General features: G+C 68.3%; 20 protein-coding genes and 1 tRNA gene. 16 read left to right on the plus strand and 5 right to left on the minus strand.

What is annotated here, in order from left to right:
- Positions 1–70 precede the first annotated feature (70 nt).
- Entirely contained in the window at positions 71–1,411 is a 1,341-nt protein-coding gene (aceA, locus tag RS85_RS10780; RefSeq protein WP_046013442.1) for an isocitrate lyase, read from the minus strand.
- 121 nt (positions 1,412–1,532) lie between these two features.
- Here aceA and RS85_RS10785 point away from each other — a divergent pair, with 121 nt between their 5' ends.
- On the plus strand, positions 1,533–3,005 hold the full coding sequence (locus RS85_RS10785) for an XRE family transcriptional regulator (RefSeq protein ID WP_046013443.1): 1,473 nt from the start codon (positions 1,533–1,535) through the stop codon (positions 3,003–3,005).
- A 10-nt stretch (positions 3,006–3,015) separates the two neighbouring features.
- Here the strand turns inward: RS85_RS10785 and RS85_RS10790 are convergent, their stop codons facing one another.
- From RS85_RS10790 to RS85_RS10800, 3 genes are read right to left on the minus strand one after another with little or no spacing between them, the layout of a single operon-like run.
- A complete protein-coding gene (locus tag RS85_RS10790; RefSeq protein ID WP_046013444.1) occupies positions 3,016–3,582 on the minus strand; it encodes a zeta toxin family protein in 567 nt (188 codons plus the stop codon).
- Between the two features lie 3 nt (positions 3,583–3,585).
- Complete coding sequence (locus RS85_RS19005; RefSeq protein WP_052703529.1) at positions 3,586–3,948, minus strand: TA system antitoxin ParD family protein; 363 nt, start codon at positions 3,946–3,948, stop codon at positions 3,586–3,588.
- Positions 3,949–3,979: 31 nt separating this feature from the next.
- Positions 3,980–5,488: a PucR family transcriptional regulator gene (locus tag RS85_RS10800; protein WP_046013445.1), complete on the minus strand. Its 1,509-nt coding sequence runs from the start codon at positions 5,486–5,488 to the stop codon at positions 3,980–3,982.
- A 95-nt stretch (positions 5,489–5,583) separates the two neighbouring features.
- Between RS85_RS10800 and gabT the strand changes: the two genes are divergently transcribed.
- The 15 genes from gabT to RS85_RS10875 all read left to right on the plus strand — a co-directional run bounded on the left by gabT (position 5,584) and on the right by RS85_RS10875 (position 21,230).
- Positions 5,584–6,945, plus strand: coding sequence for a 4-aminobutyrate--2-oxoglutarate transaminase (gene gabT, locus RS85_RS10805; protein ID WP_046013446.1), 1,362 nt, complete (start codon positions 5,584–5,586; stop codon positions 6,943–6,945).
- A gap of 87 nt (positions 6,946–7,032) precedes the next feature.
- Complete coding sequence (locus tag RS85_RS10810) at positions 7,033–8,415, plus strand: flavin monoamine oxidase family protein (RefSeq protein ID WP_046013447.1); 1,383 nt, start codon at positions 7,033–7,035, stop codon at positions 8,413–8,415.
- Positions 8,415–9,299, plus strand: a complete 885-nt coding sequence (locus RS85_RS10815; RefSeq protein WP_046013448.1) for a universal stress protein — start codon at positions 8,415–8,417, stop codon at positions 9,297–9,299. Before RS85_RS10810 ends, RS85_RS10815 begins: the two co-directional genes overlap by 1 nt.
- Complete coding sequence (locus tag RS85_RS10820; protein ID WP_046013449.1) at positions 9,299–10,837, plus strand: APC family permease; 1,539 nt, start codon at positions 9,299–9,301, stop codon at positions 10,835–10,837. Before RS85_RS10815 ends, RS85_RS10820 begins: the two co-directional genes overlap by 1 nt.
- A gap of 30 nt (positions 10,838–10,867) precedes the next feature.
- Positions 10,868–12,334 (plus strand): NAD-dependent succinate-semialdehyde dehydrogenase, encoded by a 1,467-nt coding sequence (locus RS85_RS10825; protein ID WP_046013450.1) that lies wholly within the window; start codon positions 10,868–10,870, stop codon positions 12,332–12,334.
- Between the two features lie 115 nt (positions 12,335–12,449).
- Positions 12,450–13,814, plus strand: a complete 1,365-nt coding sequence (locus RS85_RS10830; protein ID WP_046013451.1) for an NAD-dependent succinate-semialdehyde dehydrogenase — start codon at positions 12,450–12,452, stop codon at positions 13,812–13,814.
- 125 nt (positions 13,815–13,939) lie between these two features.
- Entirely contained in the window at positions 13,940–15,664 is a 1,725-nt protein-coding gene (gene poxB / locus RS85_RS10835; protein ID WP_046013452.1) for a ubiquinone-dependent pyruvate dehydrogenase, read from the plus strand.
- A 163-nt stretch (positions 15,665–15,827) separates the two neighbouring features.
- Positions 15,828–15,900, plus strand: a tRNA-Trp gene (locus RS85_RS10840).
- A 40-nt stretch (positions 15,901–15,940) separates the two neighbouring features.
- A complete protein-coding gene (gene secE / locus RS85_RS10845) occupies positions 15,941–16,201 on the plus strand; it encodes a preprotein translocase subunit SecE (RefSeq protein ID WP_046013453.1) in 261 nt (86 codons plus the stop codon).
- A 42-nt stretch (positions 16,202–16,243) separates the two neighbouring features.
- Positions 16,244–17,344, plus strand: coding sequence for a transcription termination/antitermination protein NusG (nusG, locus tag RS85_RS10850; protein WP_046013454.1), 1,101 nt, complete (start codon positions 16,244–16,246; stop codon positions 17,342–17,344).
- A gap of 280 nt (positions 17,345–17,624) precedes the next feature.
- On the plus strand, positions 17,625–18,056 hold the full coding sequence (gene rplK, locus RS85_RS10855; RefSeq protein ID WP_046013455.1) for a 50S ribosomal protein L11: 432 nt from the start codon (positions 17,625–17,627) through the stop codon (positions 18,054–18,056).
- An 11-nt stretch (positions 18,057–18,067) separates the two neighbouring features.
- Positions 18,068–18,754, plus strand: coding sequence for a 50S ribosomal protein L1 (gene rplA, locus RS85_RS10860; protein WP_046013456.1), 687 nt, complete (start codon positions 18,068–18,070; stop codon positions 18,752–18,754).
- Between the two features lie 186 nt (positions 18,755–18,940).
- Entirely contained in the window at positions 18,941–19,762 is an 822-nt protein-coding gene (locus RS85_RS10865; protein WP_046013457.1) for an amino acid ABC transporter substrate-binding protein, read from the plus strand.
- Positions 19,763–19,765: 3 nt separating this feature from the next.
- Positions 19,766–20,431 (plus strand): amino acid ABC transporter permease, encoded by a 666-nt coding sequence (locus tag RS85_RS10870; RefSeq protein WP_046013458.1) that lies wholly within the window; start codon positions 19,766–19,768, stop codon positions 20,429–20,431.
- Positions 20,418–21,230 carry an amino acid ABC transporter ATP-binding protein gene (locus tag RS85_RS10875; protein ID WP_046013459.1) on the plus strand — a complete coding sequence of 271 codons (813 nt, stop codon included), beginning with the start codon at positions 20,418–20,420 and terminating at the stop codon, positions 21,228–21,230. The genes RS85_RS10870 and RS85_RS10875 overlap by 14 nt, the downstream gene beginning before the upstream one ends.
- Positions 21,231–21,251: 21 nt before the next feature.
- On the opposite strand, the gene RS85_RS10880 is transcribed toward RS85_RS10875, so the two are convergent.
- Positions 21,252–21,926 (minus strand): LysE/ArgO family amino acid transporter, encoded by a 675-nt coding sequence (locus RS85_RS10880; RefSeq protein ID WP_046013527.1) that lies wholly within the window; start codon positions 21,924–21,926, stop codon positions 21,252–21,254.
- Positions 21,927–21,980: the final 54 nt, after the last annotated feature.

Below are 21,980 nucleotides of genomic sequence, written 5' to 3' on the forward strand. Positions count from 1 at the left end.
GTCTCGCTTCGCTCGCTCAACGAACGGTCGTTGCGCGAGGAGCGAAGCGACGAGACGAAACGCGAACGGATCAATGGAACTGAGCGGCTTCGGTGGAGCCGGCGAGGGCGAGTGTCGCGCTGTCGGGGTTGAGCGCAGTGGAGATGACGTCGAAGTAGCCGGTACCCGCCTCGCGCTGGTGCTTGGTGGCGGTGTAGCCGTGCGCTTCGGCGGCGAACTCGGCTTCCTGCAGCTCGACGTACGCGCTCATGGCGCGTTCGGCGTAGCCGCGGGCGAGGTCGAACATCGAGTGGTTCAGGGCGTGGAACCCGGCCAGGGTGATGAACTGGAACTTGTAGCCCAGGTCGGCCAGGTCCTGCTGGAAGGTCGCGATCTCGGCGTCGGAGAGGTGCCGCTTCCAGTTGAAGCTCGGTGAGCAGTTGTAGGCCAGGAGCTTACCGGGGAACTCGGCGTGGATCGCGGCGGCGAATTCGCGAGCGAGCTCGATGTCGGGCTCGCCCGTCTCCACCCAGAGCAGGTCGGCATAGGGGGCGAAGGCGAGTCCGCGGCTGATGACCGACTCGATGCCGGGTCGGATGCGGTAGAACCCCTCCGTGGTGCGCTCGCCGGTGGTGAACTGCTGGTCGCGCTCGTCGACATCGCTCGTGAGCAGGTCGGCGGCGAGGGCGTCGGTCCGGGCGATGATGACGGTCGGCACGCCCGCGACATCGGCCGCGAGACGCGCGGCGTTCAGGGTGCGGATGTGCTGCTGCGTCGGCACGAGCACCTTGCCGCCGAGGTGGCCGCACTTCTTCTCGCTGGCCAGCTGGTCCTCCCAGTGGATGCCGGCGGCGCCGGACTGGATGAGCGACTGCGCGAGCTCGTAGGCGTTCAGCGGACCGCCGAAGCCGGCCTCGGCATCCGCGACGATCGGGGCGAGCCAGTCCTGGGTGATCTCACCCTGTCCCGCCAGCGCCTCGGCGTGCTCGAGCTGGTCCTGACGGATCAGAGCGTTGTTGATGCGGCGGACGACGGCGGGAACGGAGTTCGCCGGGTACAGCGACTGGTCGGGGTACGTCTGACCGGCGAGGTTGCCGTCGGCGGCGACCTGCCAGCCGGAGAGGTAGATGGCCTTCAGGCCTGCGCGCACCTGCTGCACGGCCTGCCCGCCGGTGTACGCGCCGAGCGCCCGGACGTAGTCCTCGGTGTGCAGCAGGTTCCAGAGGTTCTCGGCACCGCGGTGGGCGAGCGTCGACTCCTCGCGGACCGAGCCCCGGATGCGGATGACATCCTCGGCCGTGTAGGTGCGCTCGACGCCGTCCCACCGCGGATCGGTCTCCCAGATCTTCCGAAGCTCCGCGGCCGTCTGGACCTGGTCGCCGGCGCGGAGGCCGGCGGGGCGAGGTGCGGTGGTTCCTGCGGTGTTCGTCATGATTTCTCCTCGATGAGAGTCGGTGGCTTGGCATCCACTCTGGGTGAAGTTCTGGCCCTTGCCCGACCGAAACGGAGGTGAAGAACGCAGGAAATTCTGTTTCTGTGACAGAATCGCCGCCATGAGCCCTTCGACGAGCTCAGGGACCCAGCTCTCTGAGGCAGACGACACCGACGCCCTCACGATCGGCCGTCGCATCCGGCAGCTGCGCACGGCGCAGGGGATGAAGCTGGACGACCTCGCCGCGGCCGTCGGACGGGCGCCGAGCCAGCTCTCGATGATCGAGACCGGTAAGCGCGAGCCCAAGCTCACCCAGCTGCAGGCCATCGCGCGGGCGCTCGGCGTCACGATCGACGCCTTGCTCGAGGGCGAGCCGCTCGATGAGCGCAGCGCGATGGAGATCGCTCTGGAGCGCGCGATGAAGGGGCAGACGTTCCGCGCGCTGGGTATCGAGCCGTTCCGCATAGCAAAATCGGTGCCCACCGACGCGCTGAAGGCGCTGCTCGCGCTGCACGGCGAGATCGATCGGCTGCGAGATGAGCGTGCGGCCACTCCCGAAGAGGCTCGACGCGCGAACGTCGAGCTGCGGCATCTCATGCGCCGCCAGGACAACCACTTCGCCGACCTCGAGGCCAAGGCATCTGAGATCCTCGCGGCTGTCCGGCATCCGGGCGGTCCCCTCACGCAGCGATCGGCATCCGAGATCGCCGCGTACCTCGGGTTCACACTGCACTACGCCCCCGACCTGCCGCAGACGACCCGCAGCGTCGCCGACCTCGCGAACGGACGCCTCTACCTGTCGAGCAGCGTGCCCGCGAAGGGCGATGCGCGCACTGCGGTGCTGCAGGCGCTGTCGAGTCGGATCTTGGGTCATTCCGAGCCGCGCAGCTACGCCGAGTTCCTGCGCCAGCGCGTGGAGACGAACTATCTGACCGGGGCTCTGCTCGTTCCCGAGGCGCACGTGGTGCCGGCGTTGAAGGATGCCAAGACGCGGCGGTCGATCTCGATCGAAGACCTGCGCGATGCGTACTCGGTGTCATACGAGACGGCGGCGCATCGGTTCACGAACCTCGCGACCAGGCATCTCGACATCCCGGTGCACTTCCTGAAGGTGCACGAATCGGGCACGATCACGAAGGCGTACGAGAACGACGATGTCAACTTCCCGACCGACCGCCTCGGCGCGATCGAGGGGCAGATGTGCTGCCGACGGTGGACGAGCCGGGTCGTCTTCGACGAGGACGACCGCTTCAACCCGTACTACCAGTACACCGACACGGGCAACGGCACGTACTGGTGCACGGCGAGGGTCGAGGCGTCGAGCGAGGGGCTGCACTCGGTGAGCGTGGGGGTGCGGTTCGACGACACGAAGTGGTTCGTCGGGCGCGACACCGGGCACCGCGGGGTCTCGAAGCACTCGGTCGAGGTGTGCTGTCGGCAGGCGCCCGCCGAACTCGAGGAGCGGTGGCGCGAGAACTCCTGGCCGAATGTGAAGACCCCGCGCACCTTGCTGGCCACGCTTCCGACCGGCAATTTCCCGGGCGTGGACACGACCGACGTGTACGAGTTCCTCGAGGCGCACGCGCCGCGCTGATTTCGGAGGATCAGCCGACGAGCGCAGCCGGTGCCCAGCCGGGCCAGTCGACTGCTCCTACGGGCTCTCCGTGTTCGTATGTCGCGACGAGTCGGAACGGCGCAGTCGCGGTGCTGTTGTCGAAGAACTCCACGCGATCGGCGACGAAGCGGGCTTGCGCGATCAGGTGCCAGAGGCGGACATGCCTTTCGCGGATCTTCTGCTCGGGCACATCGTGTCCGCCCACCTTCACGCGTTCGGCGACGCGGGCCACACTCACGTCGACGGGGACCAGCATGACGTGGAGCTGCACGAGATATCCGCGCCCGACCGCTTCGGTGACGAGGTCGACCTTGCTCGGATGACTGAAGACCGTCTCGGTGATGAATGAGCGTTGCGCGCTCAGCAGCTCGGCACGCGCGTCCGCCGCGATCTGCGATGCCTCGTAGGCGTGCTCGGCGGGCGAAGCCGGCCAGCGCTTCGCCGCGATCTCATCCGCGTTGACGAAAGGCAGCCTGGTCACGGGTCCCAGGATGCGGTCGACGTACGTGGATTTGCCGGAACCGTTGGGCCCGGCGAGCAGATGAAGGACGGGCACGTGTCAGGAATCCGCGCTGTCGCCGCGAGAGACAGCCCGTCCCTCCGCGTCAGCTTCCGTCCAACTCCGTCCGGCCCGCGTGAACTCGGCGGCGAGATCGAGCCGGGCGCGCCGCTCGGCGATCTGCTCGTCCCAGGTCGCACGGACCACTGCTTGATTGCGCTCGCCGAGGTCGTCGTAGGACGCCTCGCCTGCGAGTACCCGTCGTATCTCGCGGTGGCTCACACGCGGTGAGGCTTCCAGCTCGCGACCGATTCGTGCCCAGTAGTTGATCTGCTGTGCCGCGCTGCGACTCGATTCGGCGCCGATCGACTTGGCGACCTCGTAGAGGTCGCCATCCACTCGGGTGGGCATCGTGCTGCTCATCCACCCAGTGTAGCAAGTTGCTACAGCTGCGTCAGTCCCTGGCGGTCTGCAGCAGCGTCCAGAGCTCGGCGCGCGCCGGGAACGACGACAGGTCGCCGCCGAGCAGCGCCCCGGCCTGGGCGATGCGCGAGCGCAGTGTGTGCCGGTGGACTCCGAGCGCTGCGGCTGCGGACTCCGCGCGGGCGTCGTGCTCCAGCCAGGTGCGCAGCGAGTGCTCGAGGTCCGATCCGGTGCGCGCGTCGTGCTCACGCAGCGGGGCCAGGCGCGATTCAGCCACGAGCCGTGCCTCATCGGTCGCGAGGGCGGTGAGGATGCTCGAGCCCACGGTGTCGGCGTATCGCACGGCGCCGCGCTCGCCGTGCTGGCGGAGTGCAGTGAGCGCCTGGGCATGCGCGCGCGAGAAGGCGTCGTAGCCTTCCGGATCCGAGACGCCGATGCGGATGCCGAAACGCGCGGCCACCTCATCGAGCAGGCCGTCGTCGCTCGCGGAGAGGCAGAGCGTCACCCCCTCCTCCGACTCGGCGAGGAAGAACGGTGTGCCGTGGTCCGACCGGTGGCGCTCCCACCAGTCGGTGAGCGCGCCGGCGGGAGCATCCGCGGCGACGGCGACGACGACCGGGGTGGGCGGGAGTGCGCCGAGCACGCGGCGGGCGAGGCCAGGGTCGTCGGCCAGCAGCGAGCCGAGCAGCTGGGCGTGCAGACGACGGCGACTGCGCGCCAGCTGCTCGCTCTGCTCCAGCGCGAGCCCGGCCATCGCGATCACAGAGGTCACGACGGAGCGCGCCTCGGAGTCGAGCACGTCCACCGCCAACGCGATGACCCCGCGCAGGTGTCCGCCGCGGCCGACCGTGAACAGCGTGAAGGTGCGGTCGTCGAGCGTGAGCGAGTGGCCTGCCTCGAGGCCCCGCGTCAGGATCTCGATCACGCGCTCGCCGAGATCCGCGAGAACGCCCGATCCGATCGCATCCCGGGGGTGGGAGATGAGCAGCGCCCCGGCGGCGTCGAACATCCCGGCCCAGGCATCGAGGCGCCGCCCGAGTTCGGCGATGGTCGCGTCGAGGCCGTGCGGGCGGAGGGCGGCGAGGGCCAGAGCGCGCTGCGTGTCGAGCGCCCAGGAGCGGCGCGCGTATGCCTGCGCCGCGATGGCTTCCGAATGCGCGCGGGCGACGGCGATGAACGGGGTACGGTACGGCACCTCGAAAAGCGGCATCCCACGCGCGGCGCAGGCGTCGATCAGCTCGTCGGGGATGCCGTCGCGATGCACCTCCGAGCCGAAGCCGAGGCCGAGCACGCCGCGGTCGGCCAGTCGCCCGACATAGGTGTCGATCTCGACGGCCTCGTCGAACTGCGTCCCGGTGGTGAGCAGTGCGAGGTCCTCCGAGAGGAAAGGCGTGGGGTCGGCGAGATCGGAGCTGTGCACCCACCGCAGCGAACGGTCGAGCGCGTTGTCCGGCAGATCGCCCTCGCTCGAGACCAGTGCGAGACCGAGGTCCCGGCGGCGCAGCAGAGCGCGCAACGTGGGTTCCTCGGCGATGGCCATGTCCGCCTCTCGATGTACAGCGCGGCGATCTCTCGTTCCATATTGTACAAGCGGGCGAGTGCGGCGGTGTGCGGAGCCGCCGTACGCTCGCGGACATGGCACTCCTCGACACCGCAGCTGTTGCAGTTCCCCTCGGCGGACCCGAGCTCCCTCAGGAGCGTCGCCTGGTCACCGCACTTCCCGGGCCGCGCTCGGCCGAGATCCTCGCGCGCAAGGCGGATGCCGTCGCCGCGGGTGTCGGTCACACCGTGCCGGTCGCGACCGTCGCCGCCGGCGGCGGCGTCGTCGTTGACGCCGACGGCAACTCCCTTATCGACCTCGGTGCCGGCATCGCCGTGACGACCGTGGGCAACGCCCACCCCAAGGTCGCCGCAGCCGTCGCCGCTCAGGCCGCGCAGTTCACCCACACCTGCTTCATGATCTCGCCGTACGAGTCGTACATCGAGGTCGCCGAGGCGCTGAACCGCGTCACCCCCGGCGACTTCGCCAAGAAGAGCGCCCTGTTCAACTCGGGCGCCGAGGCTGTGGAGAATGCGATCAAGATCGCCCGCAAGCACACCGGTCGCCAGGCCGTCGTCGCCTTCGACCACGGCTACCACGGCCGCACCAACCTCACCATGGCTCTCACGGCGAAGTCGATGCCGTACAAGAGCGGCTTCGGCCCGTTCGCGCCCGAGGTCTACCGCGCCCCCATGTCGTACCCGTTCCGCGACGGCCTCGCCGGTCCCGAGGCCGCAACGCGCGTCATTCTGCAGCTCGAGAAGCAGATCGGCGCCGACAACCTCGCCGCGGTCATCATCGAGCCCATCCAGGGCGAGGGCGGCTTCATCGTCCCGGCCGAGGGCTTCCTGCCCGCCCTCGTCGACTGGTGCCGCGCGAACGGCGTCGTCTTCATCGCCGACGAGGTGCAGACCGGATTCGCCCGCACCGGCCACATGTTCGCGAGCGAGATCTTCGGCATCGAGCCTGACCTCATCACCACGGCCAAGGGCATCGCCGGCGGTCTTCCGCTGGCCGCAGTGACGGGGCGCGCCGAGATCATGGACGCCTCGCACGCCGGCGGACTCGGCGGCACCTACGGCGGCAACCCGATCGCCTGTGCGGCAGCGCTCGCCGCGATCGACGTGTTCGAGAACGACGGCGTGATCGAGCGTGCCCGCGAGATCGGCACCATCCTCACGGACCGTCTCACCGCGATCCAGCAGGGCGACGCCCGCGTCGGTGACATCCGCGGACACGGCGCGATGATCGCCGCCGAGTTCGTCGATCCCGAGACCAACGCACCGGATGCCGCGCTCACGGCCGCCGTCGCGAAGGCCTGCATCGCCGAAGGCGTGATCGTGCTCACCTGCGGCACCTACGGCAACGTCATCCGCTTCCTCCCTCCGCTCGCGATCGGCGACGATCTGCTGAACGAGGGACTCGACGTCGTGGCTGCCGCCCTCGCGGCAGCCTGACGCCCCCCGATGTCCGGTCGCGACCCTCAATCGGGGGATTCCGGGTCGCGACCGGCACTTGCTTCACCCCCGACGAAGGAGTTGCACATGGCTGAGATCACCCGCGATGTACTGATCATCGGCGCCGGAGCCGCAGGGCTCACGGCGGCGAACGACCTGCGCAGGGCGGGCCTCTCGGTCGCCGTGCTGGAGGCTCGCGACCGCGTGGGCGGCCGCCTCTGGACCGACGTGATCGATGGCGCGATGCTCGAGATCGGCGGCCAGTGGGTCTCTCCGGATCAGGACGCGCTGAAGGATGCCATCGAAGAGCTGGGCCTCGAGACGTACAGCCGTTACCGGGAGGGCGACAGCGTGTACGTCGGTCCGGACGGCGAGTCGCACCGCTTCACGGGGGAGATGTTCCCCGTGTCGCCGGCGACCGAGGCAGTGATCGCCGAGATCACCGCGAAGCTCGACGCCATGGTCGCCGAGATCGATCCCGACAAGCCGTGGGCGCACGCGAAGGCCGAGGAATGGGACACGGTCACCTGGGACGCGTGGCTGCGCGCGCAGACCGACGACGACGAGGCGGTGCGCAACCTCGCGTTCGCGACCGGATCGGCGATGCTCACCAAGCCCACGCACTCCTTCTCTCTGCTGCAGTCGCTGCTGATGGCGGCATCCGCCGGTTCCTACTCGAACCTCGTCGACGCCGACTTCATCCTCGACCAGCGCGTCGTCGGCGGCCTCCAGCAGGTCCCGGAGCGACTCGCCGAGCGCCTGGGCGACGACGTGCTGCTGAACCAGCCGGTGCGGAGCCTCGAGTGGGGCGCCGACGGCGTGAAGGCCACGACCGACGAGCTCTCCGTCAGCGCGCGATACGCGATCCTCGCTCACGCCCCGGTGCTGTACGACCGCATCTCGTTCGTGCCGCCGCTTCCGCGTCGCCAGCACCAGATGCACCAGCACCTGTCGATGGGCTTCGTGATCAAGGTGCACGCCGTCTACGAGACGCCGTTCTGGCGCGAGCAGGGGCTGAGCGCCACCGCGTTCAGCCCGTATGAGCTGGTCCACGAGGCCTACGACAACACCAACCACGGCGACGAGCGCGGCACGATCGTCGGCTTCGTCTCCGACGAGAACGCCGACGGCGTCTTCGAGCTCTCGGCGGAGGAGCGCAAGCAGCGCATCCTCGAGTCGCTTTCGCACTACTACGGCGATCAGGCCAAGAACCCGGTCGTCTACTACGAGAGCGACTGGGGCAGCGAGGAGTGGACGCGCGGCGCCTACGCCGCGAGCTTCGACATGGGCGGTCTCCACCGCTACGGTGCGGACCTCCGTACCCCGGTCGGCCCGATCCACTTCGCCTGCAGCGATCTCGCGGGCGCCGGATATCAGCACGTCGACGGAGCGATCCGCATGGGTCAGCTCGCCGCCTCGAACATCGTCGCCGCTATCCGCGCCGCCGGTCCCGCCGAGGACGCGGCCTGATGACCGGCTCGATCGTCGTCGGCTACACGGCGACGGACACCGGGGCGGATGCCGCGGCGCTCGGTGCACGGCTCGCGCGCAGCCTCGGCGCGACGCTGCACCTCGTGATCGTCCTCCCCAACGAGGGCACTCGCAGTGCGGCGGTCCCGCCGGAGCGCGCCTACGAGGAGCACATCCGCGGTCAGGCCAAGAAGTGGCTCGAGGACGCGATCATCCGGCTCCCGCAGGAGCTGACCCGCAATGGTCACGTGCGCTTCGCCGAATCGTTCGCCGAGGGGCTCATCGCCGCAGGCGAGGAGTTCGACGCCCGGGTGATCGTGGTCGGCGCGGCCGGCGGCGGCATCCTGGGTCGGCACCGGCTCGGCAGCGTCGCCTCCGAGCTGCTGCACTCGTCGACCATCCCGGTCGCGCTCGCCCCCGCGGGAACGGCGCAGCAGGACGACCACGTCGTCCCGCGCGTCACGGTCGCCGTGGGCACGCGTCCCGGCGCGGATGCGTTGCTCGACGAAGCCGTCGCACTTGCCGGCGACACCGGTGTCGACCTCCGGCTGGTGTCGCTCGTGCCGTTCGACGTGCCTGCCGGACTCGACACCGGCGCCATCCGCGTGGTCGGCGACGAGCACTCGCAGGAGGTCCTCGCGGTCGCGTCGGAGCTGCTGCCCGACGGCCGCACCGCCGCCGTCGAGAAGGCCCCGGGCGACAGTGTCGAGGATGCCGTCGCGAACCTCTCCTGGCTGCCCGGCGAGGTCATCCTCGTCGGCTCCAGCCGGCTCGCCCAGCCGCGTCGGCTGTTCCTGGGCTCGACGGCGGCGAAGATGCTGCACGAGCTGCCCGTCCCGATGATCGTCGTCCCGCGCACCCGCGCTGAAGCAGGAGTCCGCTGATGAGCAGCACCAATCGGGCGACGGAGCCCGAATCCGGCGTCACGACCGGCATCTCCACGAAGGGGCTGCGGGCCGGCGTCGTCGGCGTCGTCGGCGCCGTGGTGATCGGCATCTCGACCATCGCCCCCGCCTACACGCTCACCGCCTCGCTCGGCCCGACCGTGGCCGAGGTCGGCACCCAGGTGCCGGCGATCATCCTGGTCGGCTTCATCCCGATGCTCCTCACCGCCTTCGGCTACCGGGAGCTCAACCGCGTGATGCCCGACTCCGGCACCTCGTTCACCTGGGGCGTGCGCGCGTTCGGGCCGTGGATCGGCTGGATGACGGGGTGGGGCCTCATCGCCGCGACCGTCATCGTGCTGTCGAACCTCGCCGGCATCGCGGTCGAGTTCCTCTTCCTGCTGATCGCTCAGCTCACGGGCAACCCCGAGATCGCGGACCTCGCGTTCAACCCCTTCATCAACGTCATCGTCTGCCTCCTCTTCATGCTCGGCGCGACCCTCGTGTCGTACCGCGACATGCAGACGACGCAGAAGTTCCAGTACGTGCTGGTGAGCTTCCAGCTCGTGGTGCTGGTCGTCTTCGCCGTCGTCGCGATCATCAAGGCGGTCTCGGGCGAGGCGCCGGAGCCGACGGCCTTCTCCTGGTCGTGGTTCAACCCGTTCGAGGTTCCGTCGTTCAGCGCCTTCGCCGCCGGACTCTCGCTCTCGATCTTCATCTTCTGGGGCTGGGACGTCGTCCTCACCATGAACGAGGAGACGAAGGACCCCGACCGCACGCCGGGACGGGCCGCCGTGGTCACCGTGCTCGTCGTCGTCAGCCTGTACCTGCTGCTCGCGATCGGCCTCATCATGTTCGCCGGTGTCGGCACCGGTGCGCTGGGCCTCGCGAACGAGGACATCTCCGCCAACGTGTTCTTCGCCCTGTCTGATCCGGTGCTCGGACCGCTCGCGTTCCTCGTGTCGCTCGCGGTGCTCTCCAGCTCGGCCGCCTCGCTGCAGTCGACCGCGGTCGGCCCTGCGCGCACGCTGCTGGCGATGGGGCACTACGGCGCTCTGCCGCCGAAGTTCGCCACGGTGAGCCCGCGGTTCTTCACCCCCGGCTACGCGACCATCGTCGCCGCGGTCGTCGCCTCGGCGTTCTACGCCGTCATGCGCCTGATCAGCGAGAACGTCCTCACCGACACGATCCTGTCGCTCGGCATGATGATCTGCTTCTACTACGGGCTCACCGCGTTCGCGTGCGTCTGGTACTTCCGCAAGCAGTGGTTCGACTCGGCGCGCAGCTTCTTCTTCACGTTCCTGTTCCCGCTCGTCGGCGGCGGCATCCTGGCCGTGCTGTTCGTGACCACGCTGATCGACTCGATGGACCCGGAGTACGGCAGCGGATCGAGCATCGGCGGCCTCGGGCTCGTGTTCGTCCTCGGCGTCACGATCATCCTGGTCGGCGTGGTCATCATGATCTGGCAGCGGATCAAGCGCCCGGCGTTCTTCCGCGGCGAGACCCTCGGCATGGAAGCTCCGGCGAGCCGTCGCTGACCCCGCACTCCTCCCACAGAAAGAGAACCCATGAGCACTCAGACCGAGCAGGCTCTGCTCGACAGCATCCCCACCGGCCTCTTCATCGGCGGCGAATGGACGGATGCCGAGACCGGCGGAACCTTCGACGTGCAGGACCCGGCCACCGGAGCGGTCATCCGCACGATCGCGGATGCGACTCCCGCCGACGGCAAGCGCGCGCTCGACGCGGCCGTCGCCGCGCAGGACTCGTGGGCGGCGACCGCTCCGCGGGTGCGCAGCGACATCCTCCGCCGGGCGTTCGACCTCGTGCAGGTGCACAAGGAGGACCTCGCGCTTCTCATGACGCTCGAGATGGGCAAGCCGCTCGCGGAGGCGCGCGGCGAGGTCGGCTACGGCGGCGAGTTCCTGCGCTGGTTCAGCGAGGAGGCCGTGCGCATCAGCGGTCGCTACGGCATCAACCCCGAGGGCACCGGCAACATGGTCGTGTCGCAGCGTCCGGTCGGTCCGTCGTTCTTCATCACCCCCTGGAACTTCCCGTTCGCGATGGCGACCCGCAAGATCGCGCCGGCTCTCGCGGCCGGTTGCACCGTCGTGATCAAGCCTCCGGCTCTCACGCCGCTGACGACCATGTTCTTCACGAAGCTGCTGGAAGAGGCGGGTCTTCCGGCCGGTGTCGTCAACGTCGTGCAGACGTCGAAGTCCAGCGCCCTGTCCGGGCCGATCATCGCCGACCCGCGGCTGCGCAAGCTGTCGTTCACCGGCTCGACCGAGGTCGGCCGCAAGCTCATCGCCCAGGCCGCCGAAGGTGTGCTGCGCGTGTCGATGGAGCTCGGCGGCAACGCGCCGTTCGTCGTCTTCGAGGATGCCGACCTCGACAAGGCCGTGGAGGGCGCGCTGCTGGCGAAGTTCCGCAACATCGGTCAGGCCTGCACGGCGGCGAACCGCTTCATCGTGCAGGCATCCGTCGCCGAGGAGTTCGCGCGCAAGGTCACCGAGCGCGTGAACGGCATGAAGATCGGCCGCGGTACCGAGGATGACGTGGCGATCGGCCCGCTCATCGATGAGGACGCGGTCGCCAAGGCCGGCGAACTCGTCGGAGACGCTGTCGATCGTGGGGCGAAGCTCCTCGCCGGCGGCAAGGCGCTCGAGGGCACCGGCTCGTTCTACCAGCCGACGGTGCTGACCGACGTCGTGCCCGGATCGGCGATCCTCCGCGAGGAGATCTTCGGACCGGTGCTCGCGATCGCGACCTTCGAGACCGAGGAAGAGGCCGTGCACCTCGCCAACGACACCGAGTACGGCCTGGTCTCGTACGTCTTCACCGAGAACCTGCAGCGCGGCCAGCGGATGATCGACAGGCTCGAGACCGGCATGATGGGTCTCAACGTGGGAGTGGTGTCCAACGCGGCCGCACCCTTCGGCGGCGTGAAGCAGTCCGGCGTGGGGCGTGAGGGCGGTTTCGAGGGCATCCACGAGTACCTGTCCACCAAGTACACGCTGATCCCCGTCTCCTGATGACCTTCCGGTCGTTGAGCGAGCGAAGCGAGACGAAACGCGCCCGCGTCACCGCGTTTCGTCTCGTCGCTTCGCTCCTCGCTCAACGACCGCGCAACGATAGAAAGGACGAAACATGACCGATTACGCCGTCATCAACCCCGCCACCGGAGAGACCCTGGCGTCCTTCGACACGTTCACGGATGCCCAGATCGACGAGGCCGTCGCGGCCGCCGACCAGGCGCACCGCGGATGGTCGCGCTTGTCGACCGTCGCCGAGCGCGCGGCCCTCGTGCGCCGGGTCGCGGAGCTGCACCGCGAGCACCGCGAGGCGCTCGCCGACATCTTCGTGCGCGAGATGGGCAAGCCGCGCGAGGCCGCGCTGGGCGAGGTCGACTTCGCCGCCGACATCGCCGAGTACTACGCCGACCAGGCCGAGGCGATCATGGCCGACCAGCCGATCGCCATCCTCGGCGACGGCACGGCGATCATCCGCCGCTCGTCGCTCGGGCCGCTGATCGGGATCATGCCGTGGAACTTCCCGGCGTACCAGATCGTGCGTTTCGCGGCGCCGAACCTGATCGTCGGCAACACGATCCTGCTGAAGCCGGCACCGCAGTGCCCGGAGTCGTCGACCGCGATCGCCGCGATCTACGACGAGGCCGGATTCCCTCCCGGTGCCTACCAGAACGTGCTCGCGACGAACGATCAGATCGCCAAGATGATCGCCGACCCGCGCGTGCAGGGCGTGTCTCTCACCGGTTCCGAGCGGGCGGGCGCGGCGGTCGCAGAGGTCGCCGGACGCAACCTGAAGAAGGTCGCGCTGGAGCTCGGCGGATCCGACCCGTTCATCGTGCTCTCGACCGATGACCTCGATGCCACCGTCCAGGCGGGCGTGGACGCACGTCTCGACAACAACGGGCAGGCGTGCAACGGCGCCAAGCGCTTCATCATCGTCGACGACCTGTACGACGCGTTCGTCGAGAAGTTCACGGCGGCGATGGCTGCGGTCGAGGCCACCGACCCGACGCTCGACGACACGGTGCTCGGTCCGGTGTCGTCCGAGACCGCTGCCGAGAACCTGCAGAAGCAGATCGATCAGGCCGTCGAGCAGGGCGCGACGCTGCTGACGGGCGGCACGCGCGAGGGCGCGTTCTTCGCGCCGACGGTGCTCGCGGACGTCACGCCGGCGATGAACGTCTACCGCGAGGAGCTGTTCGGGCCGGCGGCGGTCGTGTACCGCGTCGCCGACGAGGACGCTGCTGTCGACCTGGCGAACGACACGACCTTCGGCCTCGGCTCCTATGTCTTCACGACGGATGCCGCCCAGGCGGAGCGCGTCGCCGACAAGATCGAGGCCGGGATGGTCTACGTGAACCTGGTGCTCGCCGACAGTCCCGAGCTGCCCTTCGGCGGCGTCAAGCGCAGCGGCACGGCCCGCGAGCTGGGCCACCTCGCCGCGGACGAGTTCGTGAACAAGAAGCTCATCCGCATCGGCTGAGTTCGAAGCGTTTCGTCTCGTCGCTCCGCTCCTCGCTCAACGACCTGGTGCTCCGGTCGTTGAGCGAGCCGCAGGCGAGACGAAAGGCTCGATCCACAGCCTCGGCACGGGCGTAGGGTCGAAGCATGGCCACCGTCGCTGAGAACATCGTCAAGACTCTGCACGCCAACGGGATCGAACGGGTCTACGGGCTCCCCGGAGACTCCCTCAACGGGTTCACGGATGCCCTCCGCAAAGACGGCACGATCCGGTGGGTGCACGTTCGCCACGAAGAGGCCGCCGCCTTCGCTGCCGCCGCGGATGCCGCCACCACGGGCGAACTCGCCGTCGTCGCAGGCTCCTGCGGCCCGGGCAACCTGCACCTCATCAACGGCCTCTACGACGCGAACCGCTCGCGCGTGCCGGTGCTGGCGATCGCCGCGCACATCCCGACGACCGAGATCGGCACGGGCTACTTCCAGGAGACGCATCCGCAGGAGCTGTTCCGCGAGTGCAGCGTGTACGTCGAATACGTCGCTGACCCTCAGCAGATGCCGAGGCTCATGGAGATCGCGATGCGGGCCGCGATCGAACAGCGCGGCGTCGCCGTGCTCGTCATCCCGGGCGATGTCGCCCTCGCCGAGATCGCGGATGACCGCGCGGTCGTGATCGAGCGTGCTCGTCCCGTGATCGTGCCGAGTGGTCCCGAACTGGAGAGAGCAGCCACGCTGCTGAACGCCGCGAAGAAGGTCACCATTCTCGCCGGCGCCGGTGTCGAAGGGGCGCACGACGAGGTCGTCGCCCTGGCCGATCGGCTCGCCGCCCCCATCGTGCACGCGCTCCGCGGCAAGGAGTTCATCGAGTACGACAACCCGTTCGATGTCGGGATGACGGGCCTGCTAGGCTTCGCCTCGGGCTACCGCGCGATGGAGGCGGCCGATGCGCTCCTCGTGCTCGGCAGCGACTTTCCCTACGAGCAGTTCTACCCGGAGGACGCGACCACGATCCAGGTCGACATCCGCGGTTCGCAGCTCGGCAAGCGGCATCCGCTCGATCTGGGGCTCGTCGGAGACGTGCGCGCCACTGCCGAGGCTCTCATCCCGCGGCTCGCCGAGCGCGACGACCGCGGCCACCTCGACGACGCCACGGCCCACTACCGCAAGACGCGGGCGAAGCTCGACGAGCTCGCGGTCCCCGCGAAGGGCACGCGCCCGATCCATCCGCAGTACCTCGCCCGACTCCTCGACGAGTACGCGACGGATGACGCGATCTTCACGGCCGACGTCGGCTCGCCCACGGTGTGGGCGGCCCGCTATCTGACGATGACCAAGGAGCGCCGGCTGATCGGCTCGTTCACCCATGGCTCGATGGCGAACGCACTGCTGCACGGGATCGGCGCGCAGGTCGCGCATCCGCACCGTCAGGTGGTCGCGCTCGCCGGCGACGGCGGACTCTCGATGATGCTCGGCGAGCTGCTCACCCTCACGCAGAACGAGCTGCCGGTGAAGACGATCGTCGTGAACAACGCCTCGCTGAACTTCGTCGAGTTGGAGATGAAGGCAGCAGGCTTCGTGACCTATGGCACGGGTCTCGAGAATCCGAGCTTCGCGGCCATCGCCGAGGCGATGGGAATCTTCGCGCGCCGCGTCGAGCGCAGCGAGGATCTTCCGGATGCCGTCCGCGAGGTACTCGACCATGACGGCCCCGCCCTGCTGGACGTCGTGACCGAGCGGCAGGAGCTTTCCATGCCGCCGGCGATCGAGGCCGCGCAGGTCAAGGGCTTCGCCCTGTACGCGATCCGCACGGTCATGTCGGGCCGCGGCGATGAGCTCCTCGACCTCGCGAAGGCCAACTGGCGCCAGCTGTTCTGAGCCGGCTGCCATGGTGCCGGACGCGCCGCCGGTTCGGCTTCGTCCGGAGGATGCCGTATGCTGGATCAGCAGTTGTTGTCTGCATTCTTTCACCGTGCCTGGGGTCTCCGCCCTTCGTTACGGTGGCAGCGTAAGGACAGCACCCCGAGGCCTTCAGGCCTCTAGGGCGGTAGCTCAATTGGCAGAGCAGCGGTCTCCAAAACCGCAGGTTGCAGGTTCGATTCCTGTCCGCCCTGCGCGTCAGCGCAACGCTGACACACGAAAGGTACATTCAGGATGGATCAGGAAGACCCTCGCGGCGAGCTGGTCGCGGCCGGCGGTACGCGTGAGAAGAAGCTCGGCTTCTTCGGGGGTATCGCCCTGTTCATCCGCCAGGTCATCGCCGAGCTCCGCAAGGTCGTCACGCCGACGCGCAAGGAGCTGTTCAAGTTCACCGGTGTGGTGCTCGTCTTCGTTCTGATCGTCATGGGCATCGTCTACGGCTTGGACACGTTCTTCGCCTTCGTGACCCACTGGGTGTTCGGAATCCCCGACTGATGACGCCCGCGGCTCGCGCCGCAGCTATGGAGAAGAAGCAACGTGTCTGAACGATATTCCGACGACGCCGACTGGGCGACCGCCGCAGAGCAGTCCAGCGAGGAGGACGAGGCCCAGGAGGGCAACGTCCTCGCCGCGGAGGAGCTCTCGGTCACCTCAGCCGAGCACGTCGCCGTCCACGTCGAAGACGAGGACGCAGAAGATGACGTCGTGGAAGACATCGACATCGACATCGACGACCCGGAGGCAGACGCGATCGTGAACGACGCTCTCAACCTGGACGAAGCGGCTGAGACTGAAGCTGCCGCAGAGGTCCTCAACGATTCCGTGGCCGAGGAGACCGCCGAGCAGCAAGCTGCCGCGGCCGACGAGGTCACCCCCTACGACGGTCCCGACGTCAACGGCGAGGAAGACCGCCCGGCGGTCGAGGACTCCGATGACCCCGTCGCGGCAGTCGTCGAGGCTGAAGAAACCGAAGGGTCCGAAGAAGGCGCATCCGACGAGGATGAGGACGCCGAGGAGGACCCGTACGAGGCCTTCCGCATGGACCTGCGCATGCTCCCGGGCAAGTGGTACGTCATCCACTCCTACGCCGGGTTCGAGCGCAAGGTGAAGGCCAACATCGAGCAGCGCAAGTCGACGCTCGAGGTCGAGGACGAGATCTACCAGATCGAGGTCCCGATGGAAGACGTGGTCGAGATCAAGAACGGCCAGCGCAAGATGGTCACCCGCGTGCGCATCCCGGGCTACGTGCTCGTGCGCATGGAGCTCACGGAAGACACCTGGTCGGTCGTGCGCCACACGCCGGGCGTCACCGGCTTCGTGGGCAACGCCCACAACCCGACGCCGCTGCGCTTCGAAGAGGCCTTCAACATGCTGAAGTCCCTCGTCGAGGTCAAGGACGTGCCGACCGCCAAGAACATCGCGTCGAAGGGCGGCCTGGCCGTCGCTCGTCCGCTGCCCGCCGAGGTCGACTTCGAGGTCGGCGAGACCATCACGATCAAGGAGGGCTCGTTCGCGGGTCTTCCCGGTTCGATCAGCGAGATCAAGCCGGAGAGCGGCAAGCTCACCGTGCTCGTCTCGCTCTTCGAGCGCGAGACCCCGGTCGAGCTGTCGTTCGACCAGGTCACCAAGATGGTCTGATAGCCCTTTTCGCAGGAACGGCCGTCCCTTTCGGGGCGGCCGTTCTCGCGTTCGCCCATGGTCGCCGAGCGGCCCCCTTCTGCGCGAGCCACCCCTTTTCGGACGTTCAGAAAGAGATCGCTCGCGCAGAAGGGGCCGGGTCGGTGATGCTCCGGTTGATCGGGTAGACTTGTGTGGTTTGTGCGGCGCTTCGGCGTGCGCAGACGACCACGACCCGGAGATGCCGGGTCCGTGGGAGAAACGGATCGCCTCGGCATCCGGTTCGACGAAAGGAAAGAGAATGGCACCGAAGAAGAAGGTGACCGGCCTGATCAAGCTCCAGATCAAGGCAGGTGCAGCCAACCCGGCGCCGCCGATCGGGCCCGCGCTCGGTCAGCATGGCGTCAACATCATGGAGTTCTGCAAGGCGTACAACGCCGCGACCGAGTCGCAGCGCGGCAACGTCATCCCCGTCGAGATCACCGTCTACGAGGACCGCAGCTTCACGTTCATCCTGAAGACCCCGCCCGCCGCGGAGCTCATCAAGAAGGCCGCCGGAATCCCCAAGGGATCCGCGACCCCGCACACCGTCAAGGTGGCGAAGATCACCAAGGCCCAGGTCCGCGAGATCGCCGAGACCAAGCAGGCCGACCTGAACGCTAACGACATCGAGGCCGCCTCGAAGATCATCGCCGGCACTGCCCGTTCCATGGGCATCACGGTCGAGGGCTGAGGAGAATAATCATGGCTAAGTCCAAGGCATACAACGCTGCTGCCGAGAAGATCGAGGCAGACCGTTTCTACACCCCGTCCGAGGCTGTCGCCCTCGCGAAGGAGACCGGCTCCGCGAAGTTCGACTCGACCGTCGAGGTCGCGCTGAAGCTCGCCGTCGACCCCCGCAAGGCGGACCAGATGGTGCGCGGCACCGTCATCCTCCCGCACGGCACCGGCAAGACCGCCCGCGTCATCGTGTTCGCGACGGGTCCGGCCGCTGAGGCCGCGATCGCCGCAGGCGCCGACGAGGTCGGTGGCGCCGAGCTCATCCAGAAGGTCGCCGACGGCTGGACGAACTTCGACGCCGCGGTCTCCACCCCGGAGCTCATGGGCCAGGTCGGTCGTCTCGGAAAGGTGCTGGGTCCGCGTGGCCTGATGCCGAACCCGAAGACCGGCACCGTGACCCCGAACGCGGCCAAGGCCGTCGAGGAGATCAAGGGCGGAAAGATCGAGTTCCGCGTCGACAAGCACGCCAACGTGCATTTCGTCGTGGGCAAGGCATCCTTCACCGCCGAGCAGCTGAACGAGAACATCGGCGCAGCGCTCGAGGAGATCGTCCGCCTCAAGCCGTCGAGCTCGAAGGGCCGTTACATCCAGAAGGGTGCGGTGTCGACCACCTTCGGCCCCGGCATCCCGCTGGACGTCAACGCCATCTGACGCTTCGACAAGCTCAGCGACCCACCAAGGAGAAACGCCCCCGCCTCGCGCGGGGGCGTTTCTGCGTTCACGCCATCCGCAATCCGACGTCATCCGATGCAGCAGACACAGCATCGGCGCGTACTGTGGATGGGTTCCATCACCGCGCCACAGCACTGCGCACACCGCACCCCAGGAGGGTTCTCCATGTCTCGTCGCCTCATCGCCGCCACGGCACTCGTTCTCACGGCCGCAGCACTCACCGCCTGCAGCGGCTCGAGCGCACCGGAGGAGTCCGGCGCGGGAGACGACAGCGGATCGGCATCCGACTTCGGTCTCGTGCAGGATGGCACGCTGACGGTCGCGACCGAAGGCACGTACCGCCCGTTCAGCTTCCACGACGACAACGGCGCCGGAGACCTGACCGGCTACGACGTCGAGATCATCGAAGCCGTCGCCGACAAGCTCGACCTCGAGGTGAAGTTCGAGGAGACGCAGTGGGACGCGATCTTCGCCGGCCTCGACGCCGGCCGCTTCGACGTGATCGCGAACCAGGTCACGATCAACGACGAACGCACGGAGCAGTACCTCTTCAGTGCGCCGTACACCGTCTCTCCTGGCGTGATCGTGGTGGCGGAGGATGACGATTCGATCTCGTCGTTCGCCGACCTCTCGGGCAAGACCACCGCGCAGTCGCTCACGAGCAACTGGAACGATCTCGCCAAGGAGTCGGGCGCCAACGTCGAGGGCGTCGAGGGCTGGGCCCAGGCTGTCGAGCTGCTGCGCCAGGGGCGCGTCGACGCGACCATCAACGACAAGCTGACCTTCCTCGACTACGAGACCACCAACAGCCCGTCGGGTCTGAAGATCGCTGCGGAGACCGACGAGGCGGGGGAGCAGGCCTTCGTCGTCACCAAGGACAAGGAGAGCCTCGTCGAAGCCGTGGATGCCGCGCTCGAGGAGCTCCGCGCCGACGGCACCCTGGCCGAGATCAGCGAGAAGTACTTCGGCGAAGACGTCACCCAGTAACCCATGGAGTCCCCCTGGCAGCTGTTCCTCGACTCGCTCGGGCCGATCGCCCTGGCGGGGGTGACGGCGACGGTGCCGCTCGCGCTGGCATCGTTCGCGCTGGGATTGTTGATCGCGATCGGGATCGCACTGATGCGGATATCGGTGCATCCGGTCGTGTCGGGAGTCGCGCGGTTCTACATCTCGGTCATCCGAGGGACGCCGCTGCTGGTGCAGCTGTTCGTGATCTTCTACGGCATGCCCTCGATCGGCATCACGATCGATCCTTGGCCGAGTGCGATCATCGCACTGTCGCTCAACGTGGGCGGCTACGGTGCCGAGGTCGTGCGGGCCGCCATCCTGTCGGTGCCGAAGGGGCAGTGGGAGGCGGCCTACACGGTCGGCATGAACCGCACGCACACGCTCACGCGCGTGATCCTGCCCCAGGCGGCCAGGGTCTCGGTGCCACCGCTGTCCAACACCTTCATCTCGCTGGTGAAAGATACCTCGCTCACGTCGCTGATCCTCGTGACTGAGCTCTTCAAGGTGGCGCAGCAGATCGCCTCGACCACCTATGAGTTCATGGTGCTGTATCTCGCGGCAGCGCTGGTGTACTGGTTGCTGTGCCTCGTGCTCTCCTTCGGGCAGAGTGCGCTGGAGAGGAGGCTCGACCGCCATGTCGCTCACTGACCCCGCGCCCGCGTCGACCGCGGAACCGCTGCTCACCGCACGAGGAATCCGTAAGAGCTTCGGCCACAACGAGGTGCTCCGTGGCATCGACCTGACGTTGCACCGCGGCGAGGTCGTCGTGCTCATCGGGCCGAGCGGCTCCGGCAAGACGACGGTGCTGCGTGCGCTGAACGGGCTCGAGACGCCGGATGCCGGCACGATCACGGTCGACGGCGGCCCGGATGTCGACTTCGGGGCTCCGGGTGTGAGTGCTCGGGATGCGAAGCGGCGGCGCCTCGCGCTACGCGACCGATCGGCGATGGTGTTCCAGCACCACAACCTGTTCCCGCACTTCTCCGTGCTCCAGAACGTGATCGAGGGGCCGTGGCGCGTGCAGGGGCGCCCGAAGGACGAGGTCGTCGCCGAGGCGCTCGTCCTGCTCGAGCGCGTGGGGCTGAGCGACAAAGCGGATGCTCGTCCGCACCAGCTGTCCGGCGGGCAGCAGCAGCGTGTCGGCATCGTACGGGCGCTCGCGCTCAGGCCCGACCTGCTGCTGTTCGACGAGCCGACGAGCGCGCTCGACCCGGAGCTGGTGGGGGATGTGCTCGTCGTCATCAAGGAGCTCGCCGACGAGGGGTGGACGATGGCCGTCGTCACCCACGAGCTGAGCTTCGCCCGGGAGGCGGCGGATCACGTGCTCTTCATGGACGACGGCGTCGTCGTGGAGCAGGGAGCGCCCGCTCAGCTCTTCACCTCTCCGCAGCACGAGCGCACGCAGCGCTTCCTGACCCGCATCATGCGTCCCCTCGACGGCGCGTGACCCAAGGCCGGGCGGGCGCCGTCAGCCGCCCAGTACCGGGAGCACGAGGCTCACGGCGATCGTGATCATCACCACGGCGATCACCGCGTCGAGGATTCGCCACGACCGCGGGGTGCGCAGCCAGCGACCCAGGTACCGGGCGCCGAAGCCGAGGGCGGTGAACCATAGGATGCTCGCGGCGACCGCTCCGGCCGCGAACAGCCAGCGATCCTCTCCATGCGTGGCGGCGATCGACCCGAGCATCAGGACCGTGTCGAGGTAGACGTGCGGGTTGAGCCAGGTGATCGCGAGAACCGTGAGCACCACCGGCGCGAGTCGCGTGCGGGTGAGCGTCGATGTCGGCCTGCCGGACGCGGGATCGGCGGATGCGGATGCCGATGCGCCCACGGCATCCGCTGTCTCCAGCCCCGCTTCCCCGCCGCGCCAGGCGCGACGGGCGGCCAACAGGCCGTAGGTCAACAGGAACAGCGCTCCAGCCCAACGCGCGACGACGACCAGCCACGGCGCGGCTGCGATCAGGAAGCCGAGTCCTGCCACCCCGGCGATGATCAGGACAGCGTCGGAGACGGCGCAGATCACGACGACGCCGAGCACGTGCTCCCGGCGGATGCCCTGCCGCAGCACGAACACGTTCTGGGCGCCGATCGCGATGATCAGCGAGAGGCCGAGGCCGAGGCCGGCAAGGAGGGAGAGCATGTGTCCAGGGTAGAAACGCGCGAGCGACAGCACCAGCGAGGATTCCTACCGAAC

The organism is Microbacterium sp. SA39, assembly GCF_000967865.1.
In the GTDB taxonomy this organism is placed as follows: Bacteria; Actinomycetota; Actinomycetes; order Actinomycetales; family Microbacteriaceae; genus Microbacterium.